The 20,989-nt window shown below is 28.6% G+C and carries 22 protein-coding genes; 18 read left to right on the top strand and 4 right to left on the bottom strand.

The window, feature by feature from the left end:
* Positions 1–83: 83 nt before the first annotated feature.
* The gene (locus B2P65_RS17125; protein WP_346846917.1) at positions 84–746 is read left to right on the top strand and encodes a LysM peptidoglycan-binding domain-containing protein; all 663 of its coding nucleotides are present in this window, start codon (positions 84–86) and stop codon (positions 744–746) included.
* A 113-nt stretch (positions 747–859) separates the two neighbouring features.
* Here B2P65_RS17125 and B2P65_RS17120 read toward each other — a convergent pair whose 3' ends face one another.
* Positions 860–1,519, bottom strand: a complete 660-nt coding sequence (locus tag B2P65_RS17120; RefSeq protein ID WP_035130799.1) for a type II toxin-antitoxin system VapC family toxin — start codon at positions 1,517–1,519, stop codon at positions 860–862.
* Positions 1,520–2,065: 546 nt separating this feature from the next.
* On the opposite strand from B2P65_RS17120, the gene B2P65_RS17115 reads away from it, so the two are divergent.
* From B2P65_RS17115 to B2P65_RS17105, 3 genes are all read left to right on the top strand, one after another.
* The gene (locus B2P65_RS17115; RefSeq protein ID WP_346846919.1) at positions 2,066–2,812 is read left to right on the top strand and encodes a tRNA1(Val) (adenine(37)-N6)-methyltransferase; all 747 of its coding nucleotides are present in this window, start codon (positions 2,066–2,068) and stop codon (positions 2,810–2,812) included.
* Between the two features lie 30 nt (positions 2,813–2,842).
* Complete coding sequence (gene rsmI / locus B2P65_RS17110; RefSeq protein ID WP_346877485.1) at positions 2,843–3,685, top strand: 16S rRNA (cytidine(1402)-2'-O)-methyltransferase; 843 nt, start codon at positions 2,843–2,845, stop codon at positions 3,683–3,685.
* A 184-nt stretch (positions 3,686–3,869) separates the two neighbouring features.
* Positions 3,870–4,994, top strand: coding sequence for a C40 family peptidase (locus tag B2P65_RS17105; RefSeq protein ID WP_346846921.1), 1,125 nt, complete (start codon positions 3,870–3,872; stop codon positions 4,992–4,994).
* Positions 4,995–5,120: 126 nt separating this feature from the next.
* Here the strand turns inward: B2P65_RS17105 and B2P65_RS17100 are convergent, their stop codons facing one another.
* Positions 5,121–5,366, bottom strand: coding sequence for an AbrB/MazE/SpoVT family DNA-binding domain-containing protein (locus B2P65_RS17100; RefSeq protein WP_035130802.1), 246 nt, complete (start codon positions 5,364–5,366; stop codon positions 5,121–5,123).
* Between the two features lie 794 nt (positions 5,367–6,160).
* On the opposite strand from B2P65_RS17100, the gene B2P65_RS17095 reads away from it, so the two are divergent.
* The 12 genes from B2P65_RS17095 to B2P65_RS17040 all read left to right on the top strand — a co-directional run bounded on the left by B2P65_RS17095 (position 6,161) and on the right by B2P65_RS17040 (position 17,013).
* Positions 6,161–6,724: a DUF1836 domain-containing protein gene (locus B2P65_RS17095; RefSeq protein WP_414632299.1), complete on the top strand. Its 564-nt coding sequence runs from the start codon at positions 6,161–6,163 to the stop codon at positions 6,722–6,724.
* A gap of 348 nt (positions 6,725–7,072) precedes the next feature.
* Positions 7,073–7,708 (top strand): HD domain-containing protein, encoded by a 636-nt coding sequence (locus B2P65_RS17090; RefSeq protein WP_346880624.1) that lies wholly within the window; start codon positions 7,073–7,075, stop codon positions 7,706–7,708.
* A 117-nt stretch (positions 7,709–7,825) separates the two neighbouring features.
* Complete coding sequence (locus tag B2P65_RS17085) at positions 7,826–9,316, top strand: methyl-accepting chemotaxis protein (protein WP_346880623.1); 1,491 nt, start codon at positions 7,826–7,828, stop codon at positions 9,314–9,316.
* Positions 9,317–10,194: 878 nt separating this feature from the next.
* Positions 10,195–11,118: an aspartate carbamoyltransferase gene (gene pyrB, locus B2P65_RS17080; protein WP_346880622.1), complete on the top strand. Its 924-nt coding sequence runs from the start codon at positions 10,195–10,197 to the stop codon at positions 11,116–11,118.
* 21 nt (positions 11,119–11,139) lie between these two features.
* Entirely contained in the window at positions 11,140–11,574 is a 435-nt protein-coding gene (locus tag B2P65_RS17075; protein ID WP_150846193.1) for an aspartate carbamoyltransferase regulatory subunit, read from the top strand.
* A gap of 22 nt (positions 11,575–11,596) precedes the next feature.
* Positions 11,597–12,784: a dihydroorotase gene (locus B2P65_RS17070; RefSeq protein WP_346880621.1), complete on the top strand. Its 1,188-nt coding sequence runs from the start codon at positions 11,597–11,599 to the stop codon at positions 12,782–12,784.
* Positions 12,785–12,803: 19 nt separating this feature from the next.
* Positions 12,804–13,679, top strand: a complete 876-nt coding sequence (gene pyrF / locus B2P65_RS17065) for an orotidine-5'-phosphate decarboxylase (RefSeq protein ID WP_346877491.1) — start codon at positions 12,804–12,806, stop codon at positions 13,677–13,679.
* A 73-nt stretch (positions 13,680–13,752) separates the two neighbouring features.
* Complete coding sequence (locus B2P65_RS17060) at positions 13,753–14,496, top strand: dihydroorotate dehydrogenase electron transfer subunit (protein ID WP_346846927.1); 744 nt, start codon at positions 13,753–13,755, stop codon at positions 14,494–14,496.
* A 10-nt stretch (positions 14,497–14,506) separates the two neighbouring features.
* Positions 14,507–15,403 carry a dihydroorotate dehydrogenase gene (locus tag B2P65_RS17055; RefSeq protein WP_346846928.1) on the top strand — a complete coding sequence of 299 codons (897 nt, stop codon included), beginning with the start codon at positions 14,507–14,509 and terminating at the stop codon, positions 15,401–15,403.
* A gap of 12 nt (positions 15,404–15,415) precedes the next feature.
* Positions 15,416–15,988 carry an orotate phosphoribosyltransferase gene (gene pyrE / locus B2P65_RS17050; protein WP_035130817.1) on the top strand — a complete coding sequence of 191 codons (573 nt, stop codon included), beginning with the start codon at positions 15,416–15,418 and terminating at the stop codon, positions 15,986–15,988.
* Positions 15,989–16,174: 186 nt separating this feature from the next.
* Positions 16,175–16,396, top strand: coding sequence for a hypothetical protein (locus B2P65_RS17045; protein WP_346846929.1), 222 nt, complete (start codon positions 16,175–16,177; stop codon positions 16,394–16,396).
* 128 nt (positions 16,397–16,524) lie between these two features.
* Positions 16,525–17,013 carry a YhcN/YlaJ family sporulation lipoprotein gene (locus B2P65_RS17040; protein ID WP_346846930.1) on the top strand — a complete coding sequence of 163 codons (489 nt, stop codon included), beginning with the start codon at positions 16,525–16,527 and terminating at the stop codon, positions 17,011–17,013.
* A gap of 62 nt (positions 17,014–17,075) precedes the next feature.
* Here B2P65_RS17040 and ispF read toward each other — a convergent pair whose 3' ends face one another.
* Complete coding sequence (gene ispF, locus B2P65_RS17035; RefSeq protein WP_346846931.1) at positions 17,076–17,549, bottom strand: 2-C-methyl-D-erythritol 2,4-cyclodiphosphate synthase; 474 nt, start codon at positions 17,547–17,549, stop codon at positions 17,076–17,078.
* Positions 17,550–18,125: 576 nt separating this feature from the next.
* Here ispF and B2P65_RS17030 point away from each other — a divergent pair.
* Positions 18,126–18,671, top strand: coding sequence for a hypothetical protein (locus tag B2P65_RS17030; protein ID WP_346880620.1), 546 nt, complete (start codon positions 18,126–18,128; stop codon positions 18,669–18,671).
* 81 nt (positions 18,672–18,752) lie between these two features.
* Here the strand turns inward: B2P65_RS17030 and rluF are convergent, their stop codons facing one another.
* A complete protein-coding gene (rluF, locus tag B2P65_RS17025; protein WP_346846933.1) occupies positions 18,753–19,478 on the bottom strand; it encodes a 23S rRNA pseudouridine(2604) synthase RluF in 726 nt (241 codons plus the stop codon).
* Between the two features lie 169 nt (positions 19,479–19,647).
* Here rluF and B2P65_RS17020 point away from each other — a divergent pair, with 169 nt between their 5' ends.
* Positions 19,648–20,823 carry an N-acetylglucosaminidase gene (locus B2P65_RS17020; protein WP_346846934.1) on the top strand — a complete coding sequence of 392 codons (1,176 nt, stop codon included), beginning with the start codon at positions 19,648–19,650 and terminating at the stop codon, positions 20,821–20,823.
* Positions 20,824–20,989: the final 166 nt, after the last annotated feature.

Here is a 20,989-nt window from a genome sequence, read left to right as displayed (position 1 = left end):
ACAAAATTAATTAAACATGTATATTTTATATAAATTTGTTAATTATTTAAATAGTAGTATTAAAATATAGAGAGGTGTTAATTATGAAATTTAAAAAACAAATAATAATAGCTATAAGCTGTGCAATTGTTTTGGGTGGAATATTTTTTTCTGTAAGCTATATAGGAAATAAAGATCAAAATAAAGAAACTAGTAACAAACCAGCTACAACAACTAACTCAAAGACTAATGAAGCTATAAATGAAAATAAAGAGAATACTGATAGCACAAAGGGCAATGATAAAACTACACTAGGACAAGAAGATAAAAAAGATACAGGTATGGAAGAAGTAAAAGAAGGATACTATACAGTAAAAGCTAATGATACACTTTATAGTATAGCTAGAACTTACATGCCAAGCTCTGACCCAAATGAAGTAGTAGCAGAAATATTAACAAGAAATAATATGAATAAAGATGATACTATTTCATCAGGACAAAAACTTATTATATCTTATGAAACTTCATTGGTAACAGGAGAAAAAAAATCAGACCAAAAATCAGAAGAGGTAGCTTCAGCTAATGCAGCAGAACATACTGATCACATTAAGTATGTTGTTAAATCAGGCGATACATTATTTAGCATATCTAAGGAGTATTTATCCAATATGGATATAATGGATGGAATTGAATTAATTAAAGCACATAATAACCTAAATGAGGATACAATAAAAGTTGAAGACACTTTATGTATACCTAATAAATAATATACGAATAAATTAACTTTAGATTAAGGAGATATCTGAAGTAATACCATAGCCTATAAAACAGTTTTAAGGTTTTATAGGCTGAAATATAGCCATGTAGAAATACTACATGGCTATATTTTTAATATTTTAACAGAATCACAATTGGCATAAACAAAGTCACTATCTAGAGTTAATAAATAATGTATATTATGACATATACAAGTAGCTATATGTGTAGCATCATTTATAGACAATAGGTTTTTAATCATTATTTCTTTAGTCTTACTCATACAGAGCTTATTTATTTCAACATATTCGTATTTAACGGTGTTTTCAAGTTGATTGTGCATGGTTACAGCAGTTTTATAATAAATACTTAGCAGATCTCTTTTAGAACTGTTTTTAGATAGGTTATCAAAATACTTTTTATAGGGAATTTCTCTTAGCTTATCTATTCTTTTATCCTTTATAATTTTTCTATCATATTTACTAAAGGATGATATAATTTGTTTTATATTTGTTTGAGAATTAAAGGCGCTTTCTTTATCAATTTTGTGACGTATATCTATCATAAATATTTTATACATAATTTGATTTAAAACTTCAGCAGAAATTATATTTGTAACTAAAAGTTTGCACTGGTTATTGAGTAATATTCTGAATACTTCTATACATTCAGTATGTTTTATATCATCATCATAAACTAAACTTAACAAAAATGATGCATCTAACAATATAGAAGTACTTGATTGAAAATCTATTGATGAAAATGGGTAAAATAATATTTCCATAATGCAAACCTTTCTTAATTGATTATACTGAATGATTATTGTATTATATTAAATTAAACCATTAGTTATTACTGCTACTTAAGTAATAAGTTAAATATAATTGTATATTCCTATTAATGTTGGTAATAATATAAACAGAGTTCTTAGCTTCTTCGAAGCTTTAGAAATCGTTATCCAGGGACGTAGCAGCTCTTTACTCCCACTTTGAAAAAGATGGGAGTATTAGAGCTGGTAGTCATCGGATAAATGACAAATTAAATCATAAATATAAACCCTAAATGCAATATGTTTTATTTAGTATATATTATTTATAAAATACTAGAAAAAACATATTGCATCCCCCTATATTATAGTATGTAAAAATTAAAAGATTTCCCCTTGATAGTTAAATATTTATAACTACTCAAGGGGATTTTGTAATTTTAAGAATAAATTTTTGGATAATTAGTAGTTATTTTATAGATATTATGGATAAGATGAAAAACATAGCAACTTATTATATAATAAGATATGTGTAATCTGGGTATTAGAAAGGAATTTTATATTATGAGTTTAATAAACATAGATGAAACGTTAGATGACTTACAATTAAAGGGTATTCATATCATACAAAAAAAAGAGGGATTTAGATTTGGAGTTGATGCAGTACTTTTAGCCAATTTTTCTAAGGTAAAAAAAAATGCAACTGTTATTGACTTGTGTAGTGGAACAGGAATAATTCCACTTATAATTAAAGGTAAGAGTCAATGTGGAGTAATAAAGGGTGTAGAGATACAAGGAGAGTTTGCTGAAATGGCAAATAGAACTGCTATGTATAATAATTTTAGTGATGAGATTAAGTTCATAGAAGGGGATTTAAAGGATAAGGAACTTTTAAAATCATTAGGTAGAGTAGATATAGTTACTGTAAATCCACCATATAAGTTATATAGCTCTGGTATACTCAATGACAGTGATAAGAATGCCATTGCTAGACATGAGGTATGCTGCACATTAGAAGATGTTATAATCGCAGCTAGGACGTTATTAAAGGATAATGGTAAACTTTTTATGGTACATAGACCAGATAGAATAGTAGATATATTTACTCTTATGAGAAAGTATAAAATAGAACCAAAGAGAATAAGATTTATTCATCCTAAACCAGGAAAGGCACCTAATATATTATTAGTAGAAGGACAAAGGGATGGGGGAGCATTCTTAAAAATAGAAGATCCATTATATGTACATATGGAGGATGATTCTTATTCAGAGGAAATTAAAGCAATGTATAATTCACAATGGTTAGATTAATAAGACAAAGGATAGAAGAGGTGAGTAAAAGTGAGTGGTAAATTATATTTAATACCTACTCCAATAGGAAATCTAAAAGATATAACTCTTAGGGCCCTTGAAACTTTAAAAAGTGTAGATATAATTGCATGTGAAGATACAAGACAGAGTTTAAAGCTTTTAAATCATTTTAACATAAGAAAAACATTGATAAGTTATCATAAACATAATGAGAACGGGAAAAGTGAGGACATAATAAATAGATTAATAGAAGGCAAAAATATAGCTATAATAAGCGATGCAGGGACTCCAGGAATTTCAGATCCAGGTGCTATTATAGTGAAAAGATGTATTGAAGAAAATATAGAATTTGAAGTGTATCCTGGAGCAACAGCAATTACTACTGCGCTAGTTTATTCTGGACTAAATACAGATAAATTTTTATTTGTAGGATTTTTATCTAGAGAAAATAAGGATAGAAAAGAGGTTATAGAGGGGTTAGCAGATAGGCAAGAAACTTTAATATTCTATGAGGCGCCACATAGATTAGAATCCACTTTAAATTTCTTAAAAGATAACTTAGGTAATAGAAATATTGCAATATGCAAGGAGCTTACGAAACTTCATGAAACTATATTAAGGGGAACATTAGAAGAGTGTATAGACCATTATAAAGAAAATAAGCCTAAGGGTGAATATGTACTAGTGTTAGAAGGAAAAAGTAAGACTGAGATTATGGAAGAAATGAAATCTAAGTGGGTAGATATGAGTATTGAGGATCATATAAAAGATTATATAAATCAAGGATTAAATAAAAAAGAAGCAATAAAAAAAGTTGCGAAGGAAAGAAACCTACACAAATCAGAGGTATATAAGTTTGGAATTCATATATAAACAAAAGCATTTTGAAAAGTTTTTAAAATTAGAAGGAATATGATAATTTATATTGAATATATTTACTGTATATCTATTAAAAAATAGATGGTTGTCTCATTTTTTTTCTAAATTACTTGAGATAACAATCATTATAGTGTTATAATGGTAAATGAGATTTATAAATGAGGGGGAGGGAATTTTTTTGAATAAGAAGAGTATATCATTAGTACTTGCTTTAGCATTGGCTATTTCTTGTGTTGGAACTAGTGCATTTGCAGATCCAAATAGTGATAGATCAACATATGAGCAAAAGTTGGAAGAAAACAAAAACAACTATAAAAGTGCTCAAGAGCAAGTCGATGAGATAGAAGCTTCAATACAGTCAGTAAATTCTCAGATGGAAGATATATCTATAGGTATAGAAGAGTTGAATGCTGAAATTCTTGAAGCAGAAGGCAAAATTGAAGAGAGCAACAAGAGGGTACAAGCTACTGAAAGTGATATAAAAGAACAAAATGAAATGTTTAGTGAGAGAATGAGAGCGATGTACATTAATGGTATGGATAGTTATGTTGAGGCGCTTTTAAACTCAAAGAGTATATCAGATTTCATGTGTAGATTAAATAACATAAATATAATGATAGGCTCTGATAAAGAAATTGTTAGTAGTTTAAATGAAAAAATAGAAACTATTGAAAAAGAGAAAAAAGTAGTTCAAGATGAAAAAGTAAAGCTAGATGCATTACAAGAAGAAAACAATAAAAAATTAGCTCAATTAGAAGAAAAAAGAGCAGAACATAAAAAGGCTTTAGCTAAAGCAGAAGCTAATAGAGACTTATTTGACGCAGCTGTGAAGGAAAATGAAGCTCAATTAGAAGAGACTAAGAGACAAATAACGCAGTATGTTAGTAATGGTAGTACTAGTTCTAATAGACCTAGTAGGGGAGGCAGTGGTGATTCAAATGTGATAGCACCTCCAAATGCTTCAGGAAGCTCTATAGTTGGCTATGCATATAAATTTTTAGGAGTTCCATACCAATGGGGTGGAAATGGTCCTAATACTTTTGATTGTTCAGGCTTAACTAGATATGTATATGCTGCCAATGGAATAAATCTTCCTAGAGTAGCACAGGATCAAATGAATAAAGGAACGCCAGTTTCTAATCCTCAACCAGGAGATTTGGTATTCTTTGGTTCAGGTGGATATGCGTACCATGTTGGTATATATGTAGGTAATAATTCTTACCTTCATGCTCCTCAAGATAATGAGGTTGTAAAGATATCGCCTATGAGTAGACACGATTATATAGGGGCAAGAAGATATTAATTTCTTAAGATAAGATCAGTAATTTAATTGCTGGTCTTTTATTTTAGGTTGGGTAAATAGATTTATATAGTATATACGATATAAATAATAAAAACGTTACTTAGAAATAAGTAACGTTTTTATTGTTTATTGTTGATTCTTTAATTCATTTAGACATTTTTGACAGATGTTTTTAGATTTATAGTTAACCACATCACGAGCATCTCCACAGAAGATGCATGCAGGTTCATATTTCTTTAATATAACTTGCTCACCATCTACGTATATTTCAAGAGCGTCCTTAACGTCAATATCTAAAGTCCTTCTCAACTCTACTGGGATAACTATTCTCCCTAACTCGTCTACTTTTCTTACAACACCAGTTGATTTCATAATAAATTCCTCCTATATTTTTGATTATGTAATCAAATAAAATTTAGTTAGCAGATATTATATTTAATACCATATAATAACTATAATACAAGAAAAATCATAAGTCAATAAAAAATGATAAAAAAAATAAATTTATTACAGTATATGCCATTAATATATAATCTATTATAGTAGTATTAATCACATAATAAGGAAAAGATGAATAATTTAACTTATAATTTAATATTTTAACATAAAGATGCTCATTTTCAATACTATTTTATTTAGTTTGCGAATTGATTCTACAAAAAATATCAAAATTTGAAGGAGGTACAGTCATATTATTCAGTGTTCTAGACAGAAAATAAAAAATATTATGCACAACCCATCTGTGGATAATGTGGATAATATATAAAAATTTCTAAAGTTAATGGAATTATAGGAATTATCATGTATATATTAATCAACAGCTGATGTTGATATTATTTATAATAATATGTTAGTAAAATGTGATTATTGTTAATAATATTGATATGTGCTTATATTTGAATGAATAATTTATATTAATTTCATAATCCATGAATAAATAATTCGACTTTTATTTTATAAGATATTTGTAAATATAGACATTATCTTTTATAATTAATATGAAGTAGTGTACAAAAATTTACATTATCATATATTTAACTAGTATTAAGGCAAGAATATGTTAAATATTAAAAAGGTTATTAAAGTGAGGGATGAAAATGAATGATAGAGATAGAGATAGAGATAATGGGACTATTTTTCAAGAGGTGGTATCTAAATTTTCGGAGATGATAGGTGAGAATACTGAAAAAAGTATAATACAGTATGATGAATTACCACAGTATGATTTATTCTTATCACAAGTTAAAGATTATCTTAACGATAAGTTTAAGCACGATAAATTTACTAATAGCATACTTCAAAATTATATAAAGAGCGAAGTTATTTCTAAGCCAGAAGATGGTAAAAAAAGAGGATATACTAAACTGCATTTAGCTCAATTGGTTTTATTAGGATATATGAGGCCGATTTTGACAACAGATGAAATAAAAAGTGTATTTAGATTAGCTTTTAATGATATAAATAATAGGGAGGATGATATTCTTTCATGGGAAGATACCTTTAAATTATTTAGTGATTTACAGCAAAAGAATATAGAATTATTTTTTAGTGGAGAAGAGAAGGATTTAGAAGAAATAATTAGAAGACACTTGGAAAAGTATGAGTTTAATAATGAAGATAAAGAAAGAATATTAATATTCTTATTAGTTATGATTTTAGTAGCTCATGCAAGTAATATAAAAAAACTGGTTACTACATTAGTTGAAGAATTTGGAGATAAATATAAGTAAAATATTATATGGATCAAAGAATAAAAATATCTTCTTATGAAAAGATACATAATAGATGACTTTATAAGGAGATGAGGTTATGAAATCAATATATTTGATTCAAGTAGCTAATAGTACTAATAAGGATTTAGTAGAATTGTTACTTATGATTAAAGATAAAAAAATATATAAAGATGAGATAATATATACCATAGGAGATATTACAGGCGAATTAAGGCTTAAAGTTGAAAATAATTACAACAAATTATTAAATATAGGTGATGTAGTAAATGTTAGTATAAAAGACAATAGTATAGTGAAGATAGATTTATCAAAATCTAGTTATAATNNTATAATTTAAATGATTTTATGAACTGTGTAAAAAGAGATGTAAAATTTATATTAGATGAATTAGAAGAAATGACAACTCAACAATTTAAATGTGAAGAGGTTATGTCTTTAGATAAATATTTTTTTGGTAATAAGAGTTTTATAAATATTTTTTCTCAAGGAATTGGAGGGTTAGAACACCATACATATATAGGTGGGCTTGCAGAACACACTCTTAATGTAACCTATTGGGCAAAGAAACTTGCATATAGGTATAATTGTAGATATAAGGAAATTGCTATATTAGCAGCAAAACTTCATGATATTGGAAAGATATATGAATATTCGTCAATTGGAAGGTTTAAAACAACCATTAGAGGTGAAATGGAAGGTCATATAGTTATAGGTATAACTATGATAGAAGAAGCATTTAAAAATAATCCTGGATTTTATAGTGAGGACTTTAAAAATCGAATTAAAGGATGCATTGTTCAACATCATGGAAAACCGGAGTATGGATCTCCTAAAGGACCAAATACAGAAGAGGCTTTTATAGTGCATTATGCAGATTATCTTGATGCTACTATGAATAAGGTATCAAAGGTAAAAGATAAAACAATACATGATACATGGTCGGATTATGAAAAAAAGATAGAAACTAAATTATTTATATAAAACCATAAAGCGAATTACTTAGGTAGTTTGTTTTATGGTTTTATTTTCAAAATATATATTAAGATGTATATACAATGGTACGATAATTCAATCAAGTAAAAATATGGGGGGATTACTATGGGGAAAAATGAATATAAAGATAACTATAACAATTATATTACTAAAGTAAATAAATTAATGTTAATTGTATTTTTGAGCATTATGTTTGTTACAGTAGCAGGTTCAGTTCTACAAGTTTATAGGGGAGATAGAAGGATTGGATTTGCAATATATAATATATTAGTAGCAGGTATAGCCTATGTTATAGCCATATTCTTATATATGAAAAACTCATCAAATAACATAATGAGATGGGTTTTGGCTACAGGATTTTTATTAGTAGATACATATATATTACTCACATCATCCTGTGCATCTGCTTTTGCAGCTGGATTTCCATTTATACTAAGTTTAGTTTTATACTTGGATTTAAAATTAATAACTACTGTTGGTGGAATAAATTTAATATCTATACTAATATATGCATATATGCAGGTAAAGTTAGGAAATAGTGCTGAATTAAGTGGGATTTTAGGTACTACTATAATGTTTTTACCAACGCTTGTAATAGTTACACAATTTATTTCTAAAATGAATAAAGATATAAATAAAAATGTAGAAGAATTAAATGAAAATAGTAAGATACAACAAAAGATGTTAATAGATTTATCCAATGTATATAATGTAGTTAAAGAAAAATCTAATGAGCTTAGAGGAATTGTTTCTTTAATAGGTCAAAGTACAGAAATTGTAAATTCATCTATAGATGAAATAGCAATAGGGGCAACTAATACTAGCAAAGAAATTGAGAGTCAGACTAATTTAGTAAATAATATAAAGTATGAAATAACAGAGACTGAAAAGGTAACTACTGTTGTTAAACAATCCTCTGAGGAAGCTGATGAGGTAATAGACAATGGAATAAAAATTGTTCATGAATTATCTAAAAAAAGTGAATATATTATGAGCAAAAATAAAAAGGTTAGTGACATTATGAAGGAACTAGCTGAAAAATCATCTAATATTGCGGAAATAACTAATGTTATATCATCTATTTCAGAGCAAACTAATCTTCTAGCACTAAATGCCGCAATTGAAGCAGCTAGGGTTGGTGAAAGTGGAAAAGGATTTGCAGTGGTAGCAGATGAAATAAAGAAATTAGCAGCTGAGAGTAAAAATAACTCACTAGAGATAGGAAATATACTGAAGTCTCTAGAAGAAGATACTAATGTATCAGTTTTAGAGGTAGAAGAATTAGTTCATGCTAATGATGAACAACAACAATTGGTTAAAGATACAAATAAAGCATTTTCAACTATTCAGAAAAATGTATCTACAGTAAAAGAGGAAATGATAGGTGTGGTTTCTAAGGTATCTACAATTTTAGATAGCAGTGAAAAAATTCATGATAACATTACAAATCTATCGGGTATAGCCCAAGAAACCATGGCAAGTTCGGAAGAAACTTCAACCATATCTCATGAAAATCTAAATAATTCTAAGGAATTAGAAAATATAGCAGCAGTGTTAAATAGTTCAATAGAGGAAATAAGTAAGTACTTCAAATAAATAAAGTTTTTAGTCATTGGGATTAACATATTAAAAAAATAATGCACTCTTCATTTTAAAGAGTGCATTATTTTTTATATTTTAGCTACAAGAACTTTCACCTATAGCTTTAGATATTACTCTAAAAGTTTTTCCAAAGAATGTTTTTTTGTAAGAAACAATACAATCTTCAAAAATATATTCTTCATCTTTATCAACTGCAAAAGTTATTCCATTAACAGTTTCTACATTATCATTTGATTTTTGTTCATCCAGAACAACGCTTAGGTTAGGGCCACCTCAACCAAAACCTGCAATAGCTAGTCTAACAACAGATTTGCCTTGTTTGCTTAAATTTTCTAAAAGTGCATCTTTAGTTTCGTTATCAAAAGTTATTTTCATTTTAATATCCTCCTTTTAATTTGCTTTTATTTAGTATACCATGTGGTTTTACATTTATGCTGATAAATATTTGATAAGCTTGGTATTTACTTCTTAAGATAAACTAGGGTAAAAATTATACTGTTTATATAATTTATAATACAATATTTATATAGAAAGATATGTGATTTAATCACATAAATAAGCTAAATTAAAAAATTTAGTATTATGATAAACTATATTGACATTACAGTTTATTTAAAGTAAAATAAAAATAGTAAAAATTTAATAAAGAATCCTTTTAAAAACGGTACAGAGATGCCGGCAAGGGAAGATAATATTTTGGTATGAATACATTTGTAATATGATAAAATTTACAATAATATATTCATATACAAAGTTGTATTTACAGATATTTATAGCTTTCCTTGTTGAGGAAAGCTTTTTTTTATTGAATTTTATAAGTAAATCTTAATACCTTTAAATTATCCCAGAGAGGCTAAAAAGGAGTGTTTTATATGTTAAAAGGAAGAAATTTAATCGAACCAATGGACCTTACTTTAGAAGAATTAGACGAAATATTTGACCTAGCAGATGAAATAATAAAAGATCCAAGAAAATTTATACATGCTTGTGATGGGTACTTGCTTACTACATTATTTTATGAGCCAAGTACTAGAACCAGATTTAGTTTTGAAGCTGCTATGAATAGATTAGGAGGAAGCATAATCGGATTTTCAGAACCCAATGCTAGTTCAGTAGCTAAGGGAGAAAGTATTGCAGATACCATAAGAACTGTTGCATGCTATGCAGACATTGCTGTAATGAGACATCCTAAAGAAGGAGCACCACAGGTTGCAGCACAATATAGTGATATTCCCGTAGTAAATGCAGGGGATGGTGGACACCAACATCCAACTCAAACCTTAACTGATTTACTAACCATAAGAACTCTAAAGGGAAGACTAAATAATTTAACAATAGGTTGTTGTGGAGATTTAAAATTTGGAAGAACAGTACATTCGTTAATAAAAGCTTTAAGTAGATATGAAAACAACAAGTTCGTACTAATTTCACCTGAAGAATTAGAAATACCAGAGTATATAAAGAAAGAAGTCCTTAAAAAGAAAAATATAGAGTTTAAGCAAGTTAGAACTATGGAAGAAGCTATGAAGGAAATAGACATTTTATATATGACAAGGGTACAAAGAGAAAGATTTTTTAATGAAGAGGACTATATAAAACTTAAGGATACTTATATATTAGATAATGAGAAAATGAATCTTGCGAAAGAAGATATGATAGTACTTCACCCATTACCAAGAGTAAATGAGATAGCATATGAAGTAGATAGTGATAATAGAGCTGTGTACTTTAAGCAAGCTAAGTATGGAATGTATGTGAGAATGGCATTAATACTAAAACTATTAGGAATTTACTAAGGTATATAAGGAGGAAGTAATATGTTAACTATAAATAGTATAAAAAACGGATTAGTAATTGATCATATAAAAGCTGGAGAAGGAATAAAAATATTTAACTTCTTAAACTTAGATAAAGCTGATTTCACTGTAGCTCTTATAATGAATGCTAATAGTGATAAGTGTGGGAAAAAAGATATAATAAAAATAGAAACTAGAATAGATATTGATTTTGAAATATTAGGAGTAATAGATCCAAATATAACTATAGATATAATAGAAAATGAAGAAATTAAGGAAAAAATTAAGCTTACACTTCCTGAAAAGGTTGAAAATGTTATTAAATGTAAGAACCCTAGATGCGTTACATCTATAGAACCTAACATAAAGCATATACATTACTTAGTAGATGAAGAAACAAAAGAATATAGATGTCATTACTGTGATGATTTACAAAAGGTAACTTCATTATATTAATAGATAGGATTGGAGAATACTTATGGAAATTTGCATAAAGAATGGTACAGTAGTTGACTGGAGTGGAACTTTTGTTGGAGATGTCTATATAAAGGACGGAGTAATTTGTGAGCTAGGAAGAAATCTCATAAAGGATTGTAAAACTATAGATGCAACAGGAAAGATAGTAATGCCTGGCTTTGTAGATTTACATGTGCATTTTAGGGATCCGGGACTTACACATAAGGAAGATATACAATCAGGTTCTCATGCTGCAGTTAAAGGTGGATATGTAATGGTAAACCTTATGGCAAATACAAATCCAGTATGTAGCACTATGGATACAGTTAATTATGTTATAAATAGGGGTAAGGAAGTAGGACTTATAGATATTAATCAAGTTATATCTATAACTAATGAGTTTAGTGGAGATGACATAAGCCATTTAGATAAGCTAAAAAAAGGTGATATAAAAGTAATATCAGAAGATGGAAAAGATGTTATGCACAGCGAAGTTATGTTAAATGCTATGATTAAGGCTAAAGAGAAGGATATAACTGTTATGTGCCATTGTGAGAATCATAATCTATCTGATATAGATATGAGACTGGCAGAAAATACTATGACTTGGAGAAATATAACTTTAGCAAAACATGCAGGGTGTAAAGTTCACTTTTCCCATGTAAGTACCAAAGAATCTATGGAATATATCATTAAAGCAAAGGAAAAAGGTCATAAAGTTACTTGTGAAGTATCTCCCCATCATATAGCTTTAACAAATGATGTAGAGTATAGAGTAAATCCACCTCTTAGAGAAAAGGAAGATATGGAATATTTAATCCAAGCTATAAAAGGTGGATATGTGGATAGCATTGCTACAGATCATGCACCTCATACTGAAGAGGATAAGAAAAAAGGAGCTCCAGGAATATCAGGAATAGAAACAGCCTTTGGAGTTTCTTATACAAAGCTTGTAAGGTCAGGTCATATAGATTTAAGTAAGCTAAGCGAAATCATGAGTAAGAGACCTAGTGAAATACTAGGAGTTAATAAGGGTCAAATAGATATAGGTTATGATGGAGATTTAGTAATACTAGATTTAGAAAAAGAATATGAGATACGTAAGGAAGAATTTTTATCAAAAGGTAAAAATACTCCATTTAATGGTATGAAAGTATATGGAGAAGTTATAACTACCATAAAAGGTGGTAAAGTTGTTTATAAAAAATAGAAAAGTGAGGGAGGATCATATGATTATAGATAGACTATTCGATATAATTGCAAAAAAAGGACATGTATGTGTGGGACTAGATACAGATATATCATATATACCAGAAAGTTTTATGAAGAAATTTGAAAACATAGGTGATGCAATTTTCGAATTTAATAAAGCTATAATAGATGAAACTATAGACCATGTAGCTTGCTATAAACCACAAATAGCATATTATGAAGCATATGGATTGGAAGGATTAAGAGCTTATTCTAATACATTAAAGTATATAAGGGAAAAGGGAGCAATATCTATAGGAGATATAAAAAGAGGCGATATTGCTAAAACGGCTGAAATGTATGCTAAAGCACATTTTGCAGGAGAATTTGAAGCTGATTTTATAACGCTAAGTCCATATATGGGATTAGATAGTATAGAGCCATACTTACCTTATATTGAAAATAGTGAAAAAGGAGTTTTTGTACTGATAAGAACTTCAAACAAGGGTAGCAAGGATATTCAATATATAGAAACTAAGTGTGGTAGAAAAGTATTTAATGTAGTAGGGGAAACTATAAATAATTTAGGTAAAAATTATATAGGTAAGTGTGGGTATAGTTCTATAGGTGGGGTTATAGGATGTACCCATGTAGATGAAGGTATAGAAATAAGAAATTCCTTAGACAGTACATTCTTTTTAATACCAGGATATGGTGCTCAAGGTGGAAAAGCAGAAGATGTAGCCCTTTATCTTAAGGATGGAAATGGAGGAGTTGTTAACTCTTCAAGGGGTATAATGCTTGCATATAAAGGAAAACTAGATGGTGAAGAAAACTTTGCTAAGTATGCAAAAGAAGAGGCAATTAGAATGAAAAATGAAATTCTAACAGCTATAGGAAATCTAAAAAAATAAATTATAACTACAGTTCATGCCATACAACTTTATTGTATGGCATTATATTAGAATAAATTATTAGGAGATTAGAATGAAAAAAGATAATTATGAATACAAAGTTTGTAAAGTAATAGAGAACAAAGAAGTTGCTAAAGGAATATTTAAATTATCTATAGAGGGTAAGTTTCAAGGAGAACCGGGACAGTTTTATATGCTAAGATCCTGGGAAAAGGAACCTATATTATGGAGACCTATTAGTATTCATAATATAACATCAAATTCTATAGAATTCCTATATCAACTAGTTGGAGAAGGAACAAAATTATTAAGTAATCTTATACAAGGACAAGAGGTTAAGGTTATGGGTCCATTAGGAAATGGCTTTGACGTAGAAGAGATAAAAGGCAAGGTTGCAGTAGTATCAGGAGGAATTGGGGTTGCTCCAATGAGATACCTGGTAGATAACATAAAGGATTCAGAAGTTCATATATTTGCTGGCTTTAGAGATGAAGTTTATGGGTTAGAAGAAATAAGTGAGTTAGATTTATCAGTAAAGGTGTCTACAGAAGATGGTAGTGTTGGACATAAAGGATATGTAACGGAACTATTTAATCCTAAAGATTATGACTTAGTTTTATGCTGTGGACCAGAGATTATGATGTATAGAGTAATTGATATGTGCAAGGAAGTGGGTACAAAGATATATGTATCAGAAGAAAAGAAGATGGCTTGTGGAGTAGGAGCTTGTCTTGGTTGTACATGTAAAACAGTTAGTGGAAATAAAAGAACATGTAAAGATGGTCCTGTATTTAATGGATTAGATTTAGAGTTTTAAAGGAGAAATTATGCTTAAGGTAAATATTTGTAATAAGGAATTCAAGAATCCAATAATGACAGCATCAGGTACTTTTGGCTTTGGTGAAGAGTATAGTAAGTTTTATGATATAGCAAAACTTGGAGGATTTTGTAGTAAGGGCTTAACCTTAAATCCAAGACAAGGTAATGATGGTGTAAGAATCAAAGAAACAACAGGTGGAATGCTTAATAGTGTAGGGCTTCAAAACCCAGGAGTAGAAAACTTTATAAAAGATGAACTTCCAAAGATGAAAGAATATAACACTAATATAATAGCTAATGTTGGTGGAGCTACAGTAGAAGAATATATAAGTATAATCGAGAAGTTAAACCAGGTTGATGTAGACATCATAGAACTTAACATTTCATGCCCCAATGTAAAACATGGTGGTATGGCTCTAGGAATAAAATCAAAGGTTGCCTATGAGGCAGTAAAAGAAGTGAAGAAGGTATGTAAAAAACCATTGATGGTGAAGTTATCTCCTAATGCAGAAAATATAGTAGAGATGGCGCTTAGTTGTGAAGAAGCGGGAGCTGATGCACTATCATTAATAAATACTTTTCAAGGAATGTCTATAGACTACAAAAAACGAAAGGCTGTATTTGATAATATCTATGCAGGATTCTCGGGACCAGCAGTAAAGCCTATGGCTTTAAGAATGGTTCATCAAGTGTGTAAGGCATGTAAGGTTCCAGTAGTTGGCCTTGGCGGTATTACAAATTGGGAAGATGCTATAGAGTTTATAATGTCAGGAGCTACAGGGATCCAAATAGGTACAGCTAATTTTATAAATCCCTTTGCACCATTAGAAATTATAAAAGGAATAGAAGACTTTTTAATAAAAGAAAATATTAAAGATATTAGTGAAATTAGAGGAATAGTATAGGAGGAAAATATTATGGAAAATAAAATTGTAGATATATTAGTTCAGTGTGAGGCATTATTAGAAGGGCATTTCTTGCTATCATCAGGTAAACATAGTAATAGATACTGTCAATGTGCAAAATTACTACAGTATCCAGATAAGGCAGCTCAAGTATTGGAAGTAGTTGCAAACAAGGTTAAAGATTTAGATGTTGATATGTTAGTAGGTCCTGCTATGGGAGGAATAATAGTTGCTTATGAGTTAGCAAGACAACTAGGAAAGCCAGGGATATTTACTGAAAGAAAAGACGGTGTAATGACATTAACAAGAGGCTTTGAAATTAAGCAAGGACAAAGAGTTTTAATTACAGAAGACGTAGTTACAACAGGAAAATCTACTATGGAAGTTGTAGAAGTACTAAGAGGTTTAGGTGCAGAAGTTGTAGGTGTATGTTGTATAGTCGATAGGAGAGTTGAAAATTGTGCTTTAACTCTTCCGGTTTATAGTGCATGTAAATTGGAAATAGAAAGCTTTGATAAGGAAGAATGCCCACTATGTAAAAAGGATATACCTTATATAAAACCGGGTAGCAGAAACATTAAATAATCGAATAATTAACCAAGTTGTAATAAAGTTCACCTTACTTATAGATTTTATATAGGGAGGTGAATTTTTTTATAAGAGATGGTGCAAATAAATTTTATGTTATAACTAATGATTATAGTCATAAATTATATAATAGGATAATATTATATATCATTAATTAACAACTGGTGTAAGGAGAATGTAAATATGATTAATGATGTTCCTAGTATTATATATGATAAAAATAAAAATCCTCTTAGAGTTATAAAATCATCAAGAGTATTCTTTAAGAAACATGGAAGAGTTGGATATGTATTTCATGTTGAAAGGGAGGAAAGAATAACAAGTATAAGTGAATTTGACTTAGTTGAAAACAATGGGAATTTTGTTGTTACGAAAGATATATTTGAGAATTCAGATATGATGTAAAAGGTGGAGATATAATTTAGAATAGGAATATACTTATGCTTATAAGCCAAACTATATATAGTTATTTATTATTAATTCTATAGATTATAGAAACTAAATTAATATAATTATATATAGGAGGATATAAAATGAAAGGAAAAATAAATGATATATTATTATTTATTGTAGTATTATTAATTATAGTAACGGTGGTATTAATGGGATGTAATAGTAATAGTAAAAAAAGTGATACTGTGGGAGCCGGTCCTACTGTTGAAGATATGAGTGATGAGCCTATAGATAAAGAAGTAGAAATTAGAAATGCTATATCCACCTGTGAGAGAATTATGGCAGACATTGAAGAAATTCCAGAAATACAATCATCAGTAACCTATATAAACCATGAATCTGTATTAGTTGCATTAAAGTTAAAGGATAACTACAATAATATATCTCCGGAACTACGAATGGAAGTTGAAAAAAAAGTTAAGGACATCTATTCTAATGCCAAAACCATAGCTATAAGTGATGACGAATATGTATATGAGTCAATAGCCAAATTGTTGAAGTCTTTTAAGGAGAATAAGCCATTAGAAGAATTTAAGAAAGATTTAGAAGAGATAATAGAGAATATGTAATAAACATTTTAAAAAGTCCAAGGTTGAATTTTAATAACCTTGGACTTGTATTTTTATATATCTTATATTTTACTTATTAAACATATAGATTGAGAGGAAATTCCTTCTTCAATACCAGTAAAACCAAGACCTTCTTCAGTAGTAGCCTTTACATTAATTTGATCTATAGAAATTCTTAATGCTTCACTAATATTTTCTCTCATGGATGTAATATAAGGAGACATTTTAGGACGCTGTGCAATTATTGTTGCATCTATGTTTTCTATTTTATAATTATTTTTACTTAATAACTCTCTAACTTCATTAAGAAGTTTAATACTAGAAATGCCTTTAAATTCAGCATCTGTATCAGGAAAGTGCTTTCCTATATCACCAAGTGCTGCAGCACCTAATAAACTATCCATAATTGCATGAATAAGAACATCAGCATCTGAATGACCTAAAAGCCCAAGTGTATGTGGTATTTTAACTCCACCAATAATTAAATCTCTATTAGGAATTAACTTATGTACATCATATCCTAAACCAATTCGCATATATAAACCTCCAATAAATAATAAATAATATATCAACTTAAGTTTAACACAGTTTAATCATTAGTATCTATTAGAAAGATAAAAAAGTTTAAGTGTGTAACATCTAATTTCCCGAGTAAAGATGTATAATTAAAAAGTTATAAACATGTTATTCACATTAGTGTGGATAATGTTGATAAAATTTCACGTGTTTATAAGGTATATATGGAGTCTAGAAGAGAAATTATAGAATTATAAGATGAAAATCTATGTATTAACATTGAATTCACTAAGTTATAAACAGGATACCTGTGGATAATGTTAATAATATGGACAAGTTGATAATTTAACAGTATATAAAATTATATTATGAAGCATCGACAAAGTTTTATTAACAATGTATGTTAATAAAATAATATGTAGAAATTTAGTATTGAAAATATTACAAAATATGATATAATTTTATATGGATTTATAAAGAGTAGAAATACTCTTAATATTTTGTATCAACTATGTAAATGTATACAAAAGGTTATATACTATTTGGTATATCATTTACTAAGTATTAAATTTATTTGGAAATATGGAGGATTTAAAATGAAAAGAATAATTGCATTAGTATTAACAGCAACAATAGGTTTAGCATTAGTAGGATGTGGAACAAAAACTAATACTTCAGAGGATTCATCAGCTAAAACTACTGAGCAAGCTTCTACTGAAGATAGTAAAGAAAAAGAAAGCACAGAAGTACCAGAGGTTACTTATGAAAGCTTTGAATCACTATTAAATAGTTTTGCTAACAAAGAATATTATTATAATGAAGCAAACACTTTAAAATTACTTACTGATGAAGATGAAGCTGCATATGTAAAAAAGGCAGAAACTACTCTTGATAAAGTATTAACTGATGAAAAAATAGACAAATCAAAGGCAAAAATATATCAATATTACAGAAATGTAAACGGTAAAAAAGATCAAGTTGCATATGTAATTACTTATGGAGATAATAATACTGCAGAGAAAATATATGAAGTTTATTCAGATGTATCTGATGATTTTGAAATAACTTTTAAAGAAGTGAAAGAAAATAGTGAAATAATTGCGCATAAACAGTTTGCAGAATTATTTAAAGGTGAATTTTAATTAAAATAAAAAATAAAAAAGAAGGAGATAGAATAAATATCTTCTTCTTTTTTATTTTTTTACTTATATTTGAGTTTCAATTTAAATAGTACCTATTGAATCTTTAGTAAGATTAATGATTGTGGACATTTCTTCAGAGCTTAGATAACGCCATTTCCCCGTAGGAAGATTACTTAAGGACACATTCATAATTCTAATACGTTTAAGACTAGTTACTTTGAATCCTAAGTATTCGCACATTCTTCTAATTTGTCTATTTAGACCTTGGGTTAAAATTATATTAAAAGTACATTTGCCAATTTTTCTAACTTTGCATTGCTTTGTCACAGTACCAAGTATAGGAATTCCATTTTCCATTGAATTAATAAATTCTTTTGTAATAGGTTTATCAACGGAAACTACATATTCTTTTTCATGATTATTTCCTGCACGTAATATTTTATTTACCATATCTCCATCATTAGTTAAAAATATTAATCCCTCAGAGGGTTTATCGAGACGTCCTATAGGGAATATTCTCTCGTGATAGTCAACAAAGTCAATTATATTTCCCTTAACATGAGTTTCTGTTGTGCAAGTAATCCCTACAGGTTTATTAAGGGCTATATATACTTTATTTGACTTAGGTTTAATAGTTTTTCCATCAACTACTACAGTATCAGTAGGACTAACTCTTGTTCCAAGGGTAGCTAAGATACCATTTACATATACTTTACCAGATTCAATAAACTTATCTGCTTCTCTTCTGGAACAAATTCCACTTTCGCTTATGTACTTATTAAGTCTAAGTAAGTTTTTATTATCCATATAGTTATATCACCACCTAGCATAAGACTTAATGAATGTTAGTTATTATATAATTACTTACATTCACTTTAAATTTATTGTATAATTATAGCATAATATCAATGTTATTAGTATTATACAATATAATAGATATTATATAAATAAAATTTTAGAGGATATGGGGGGAACTATGAATAATAAAGTAGTAAAGAAGATTTCTAGTATTTTAATAGTAATTATAATGTGTATGACACCATTGGCATTAACTGGTAGTGCCTTTGCAGCAGTAAATATACAGGATTTAAACCATCAAATAAATATACCAACAAATAAAACTTGGACAATAAAGCTTAGTAATAGACTACATACAAACTTAATAAATAACCTTAGTACTTATGTAAAAGTTTTTTCACCTAATGGTGGTGAATTAAAGGTAGGTTTAAGCTACAATGCAACTAACAAGGCTATAAAAATAACACCGCCTTCTGGAGGATATAGTACAAGCACTACCTATAGTATAATTGTAAAATCTGGCTTATATGATAGTGAAGGAAAATATATTGAATTACCTGCAGTAAAGGAATTTTCTACAGTGCCATCAAACCATAATGTATCCACATTAGGTACAATGTCTACTTATTCAGTAGGAACTACAGTAGATAATTTTGCAAATATCCAATATAATAAGAAACCACCAATATTTAGAGCTTTATATTCTGGAGATGCAAGAAAAACAGATATAGCACAGTATTTAGAACCAAGCAGATATAAAAATGATAAAAATGGTATATATATGTTTATGAAACTAAACTTCATACAAGATATAAGTGTAAGTACGCTAAATAATGTATTAGTGGGTAAAGGTACATTATCTAGTATGGGACAAGCATTTTACGATGCTTGTAAAACCAATAATGTAAATCAAGCCTATGCAGTGGCACATGCACTATTAGAGACTGGAAATGGTACATCTACCTTGGCAAAAGGAGTAGACTATAAAAAAGAAGATGGAACTACCGTTAAGGTTTATAATTTCTTTGGAATTTGTGCCTTTGATAATTCACCAGTAAGCTCTGGAGCAGAATCAGCCTATAAAAATGGGTGGACTTCACCAGAAGCAGCTATTAAAGGTGGTATTAAATGGATTGCTGAAAATTATATACATTCAGATAAAAATGCAAAGAACCCTAGACCAGCTCAAGATACTATATATGAAATGAGATGGAATGTTCACAATTACAGTAGTCCATGGCATCAATACGCTACAGATATTGTATGGTCATATAAACAAGTAACTAATATTAAATTAATAATGGACAAGCATTCTAATGTTAAACCACAATTTGAAATACCGGTGTATAAATAATAAGTATAGTATAAAACCCTAGTCATAAATTGACTAGGGTTTTAAAATTATAAAATCAATATATTAGTCAATATTAAGATCATTATCATTTCTATTAATTATAACTTTATAATTATATTTTCCAGCATATTTTTTAAAATTATCAAAATTAAGAGGCTCTCTTTTG

Origin of the sequence: Clostridium sp. UBA3061 (assembly GCF_002367465.1) — a bacterium.
Classification (GTDB): domain Bacteria; phylum Bacillota; class Clostridia; order Clostridiales; family Clostridiaceae; genus Clostridium_J; species Clostridium_J sulfidigenes.
This window is presented reverse-complemented; position numbering and strand designations above follow the sequence as displayed.

What these genes read in the sequence shown, in the direction of transcription:
- B2P65_RS17125 (WP_346846917.1), top strand. Translation starts at nt 84, where the DNA reads ATGAAATTTAAAAAACAAATAATAATAGCTATAAGCTGTGCAATTGTT.
- B2P65_RS17120 (WP_035130799.1), bottom strand. Translation starts at nt 1,519, where the DNA reads ATGGAAATATTATTTTACCCATTTTCATCAATAGATTTTCAATCAAGT.
- B2P65_RS17115 (WP_346846919.1), top strand. Translation starts at nt 2,066, where the DNA reads ATGAGTTTAATAAACATAGATGAAACGTTAGATGACTTACAATTAAAG.
- B2P65_RS17100 (WP_035130802.1), bottom strand. Translation starts at nt 5,366, where the DNA reads ATGAAATCAACTGGTGTTGTAAGAAAAGTAGACGAGTTAGGGAGAATA.
- B2P65_RS17095 (WP_414632299.1), top strand. Translation starts at nt 6,161, where the DNA reads ATGATAGGTGAGAATACTGAAAAAAGTATAATACAGTATGATGAATTA.
- B2P65_RS17090 (WP_346880624.1), top strand. Translation starts at nt 7,073, where the DNA reads ATGAACTGTGTAAAAAGAGATGTAAAATTTATATTAGATGAATTAGAA.
- B2P65_RS17085 (WP_346880623.1), top strand. Translation starts at nt 7,826, where the DNA reads ATGGGGAAAAATGAATATAAAGATAACTATAACAATTATATTACTAAA.
- pyrB (WP_346880622.1), top strand. Translation starts at nt 10,195, where the DNA reads ATGTTAAAAGGAAGAAATTTAATCGAACCAATGGACCTTACTTTAGAA.
- B2P65_RS17075 (WP_150846193.1), top strand. Translation starts at nt 11,140, where the DNA reads ATGTTAACTATAAATAGTATAAAAAACGGATTAGTAATTGATCATATA.
- B2P65_RS17070 (WP_346880621.1), top strand. Translation starts at nt 11,597, where the DNA reads ATGGAAATTTGCATAAAGAATGGTACAGTAGTTGACTGGAGTGGAACT.
- pyrF (WP_346877491.1), top strand. Translation starts at nt 12,804, where the DNA reads ATGATTATAGATAGACTATTCGATATAATTGCAAAAAAAGGACATGTA.
- B2P65_RS17060 (WP_346846927.1), top strand. Translation starts at nt 13,753, where the DNA reads ATGAAAAAAGATAATTATGAATACAAAGTTTGTAAAGTAATAGAGAAC.
- B2P65_RS17055 (WP_346846928.1), top strand. Translation starts at nt 14,507, where the DNA reads ATGCTTAAGGTAAATATTTGTAATAAGGAATTCAAGAATCCAATAATG.
- pyrE (WP_035130817.1), top strand. Translation starts at nt 15,416, where the DNA reads ATGGAAAATAAAATTGTAGATATATTAGTTCAGTGTGAGGCATTATTA.
- B2P65_RS17045 (WP_346846929.1), top strand. Translation starts at nt 16,175, where the DNA reads ATGATTAATGATGTTCCTAGTATTATATATGATAAAAATAAAAATCCT.
- B2P65_RS17040 (WP_346846930.1), top strand. Translation starts at nt 16,525, where the DNA reads ATGAAAGGAAAAATAAATGATATATTATTATTTATTGTAGTATTATTA.
- ispF (WP_346846931.1), bottom strand. Translation starts at nt 17,549, where the DNA reads ATGCGAATTGGTTTAGGATATGATGTACATAAGTTAATTCCTAATAGA.
- B2P65_RS17030 (WP_346880620.1), top strand. Translation starts at nt 18,126, where the DNA reads ATGAAAAGAATAATTGCATTAGTATTAACAGCAACAATAGGTTTAGCA.
- rluF (WP_346846933.1), bottom strand. Translation starts at nt 19,478, where the DNA reads ATGGATAATAAAAACTTACTTAGACTTAATAAGTACATAAGCGAAAGT.
- B2P65_RS17020 (WP_346846934.1), top strand. Translation starts at nt 19,648, where the DNA reads ATGAATAATAAAGTAGTAAAGAAGATTTCTAGTATTTTAATAGTAATT.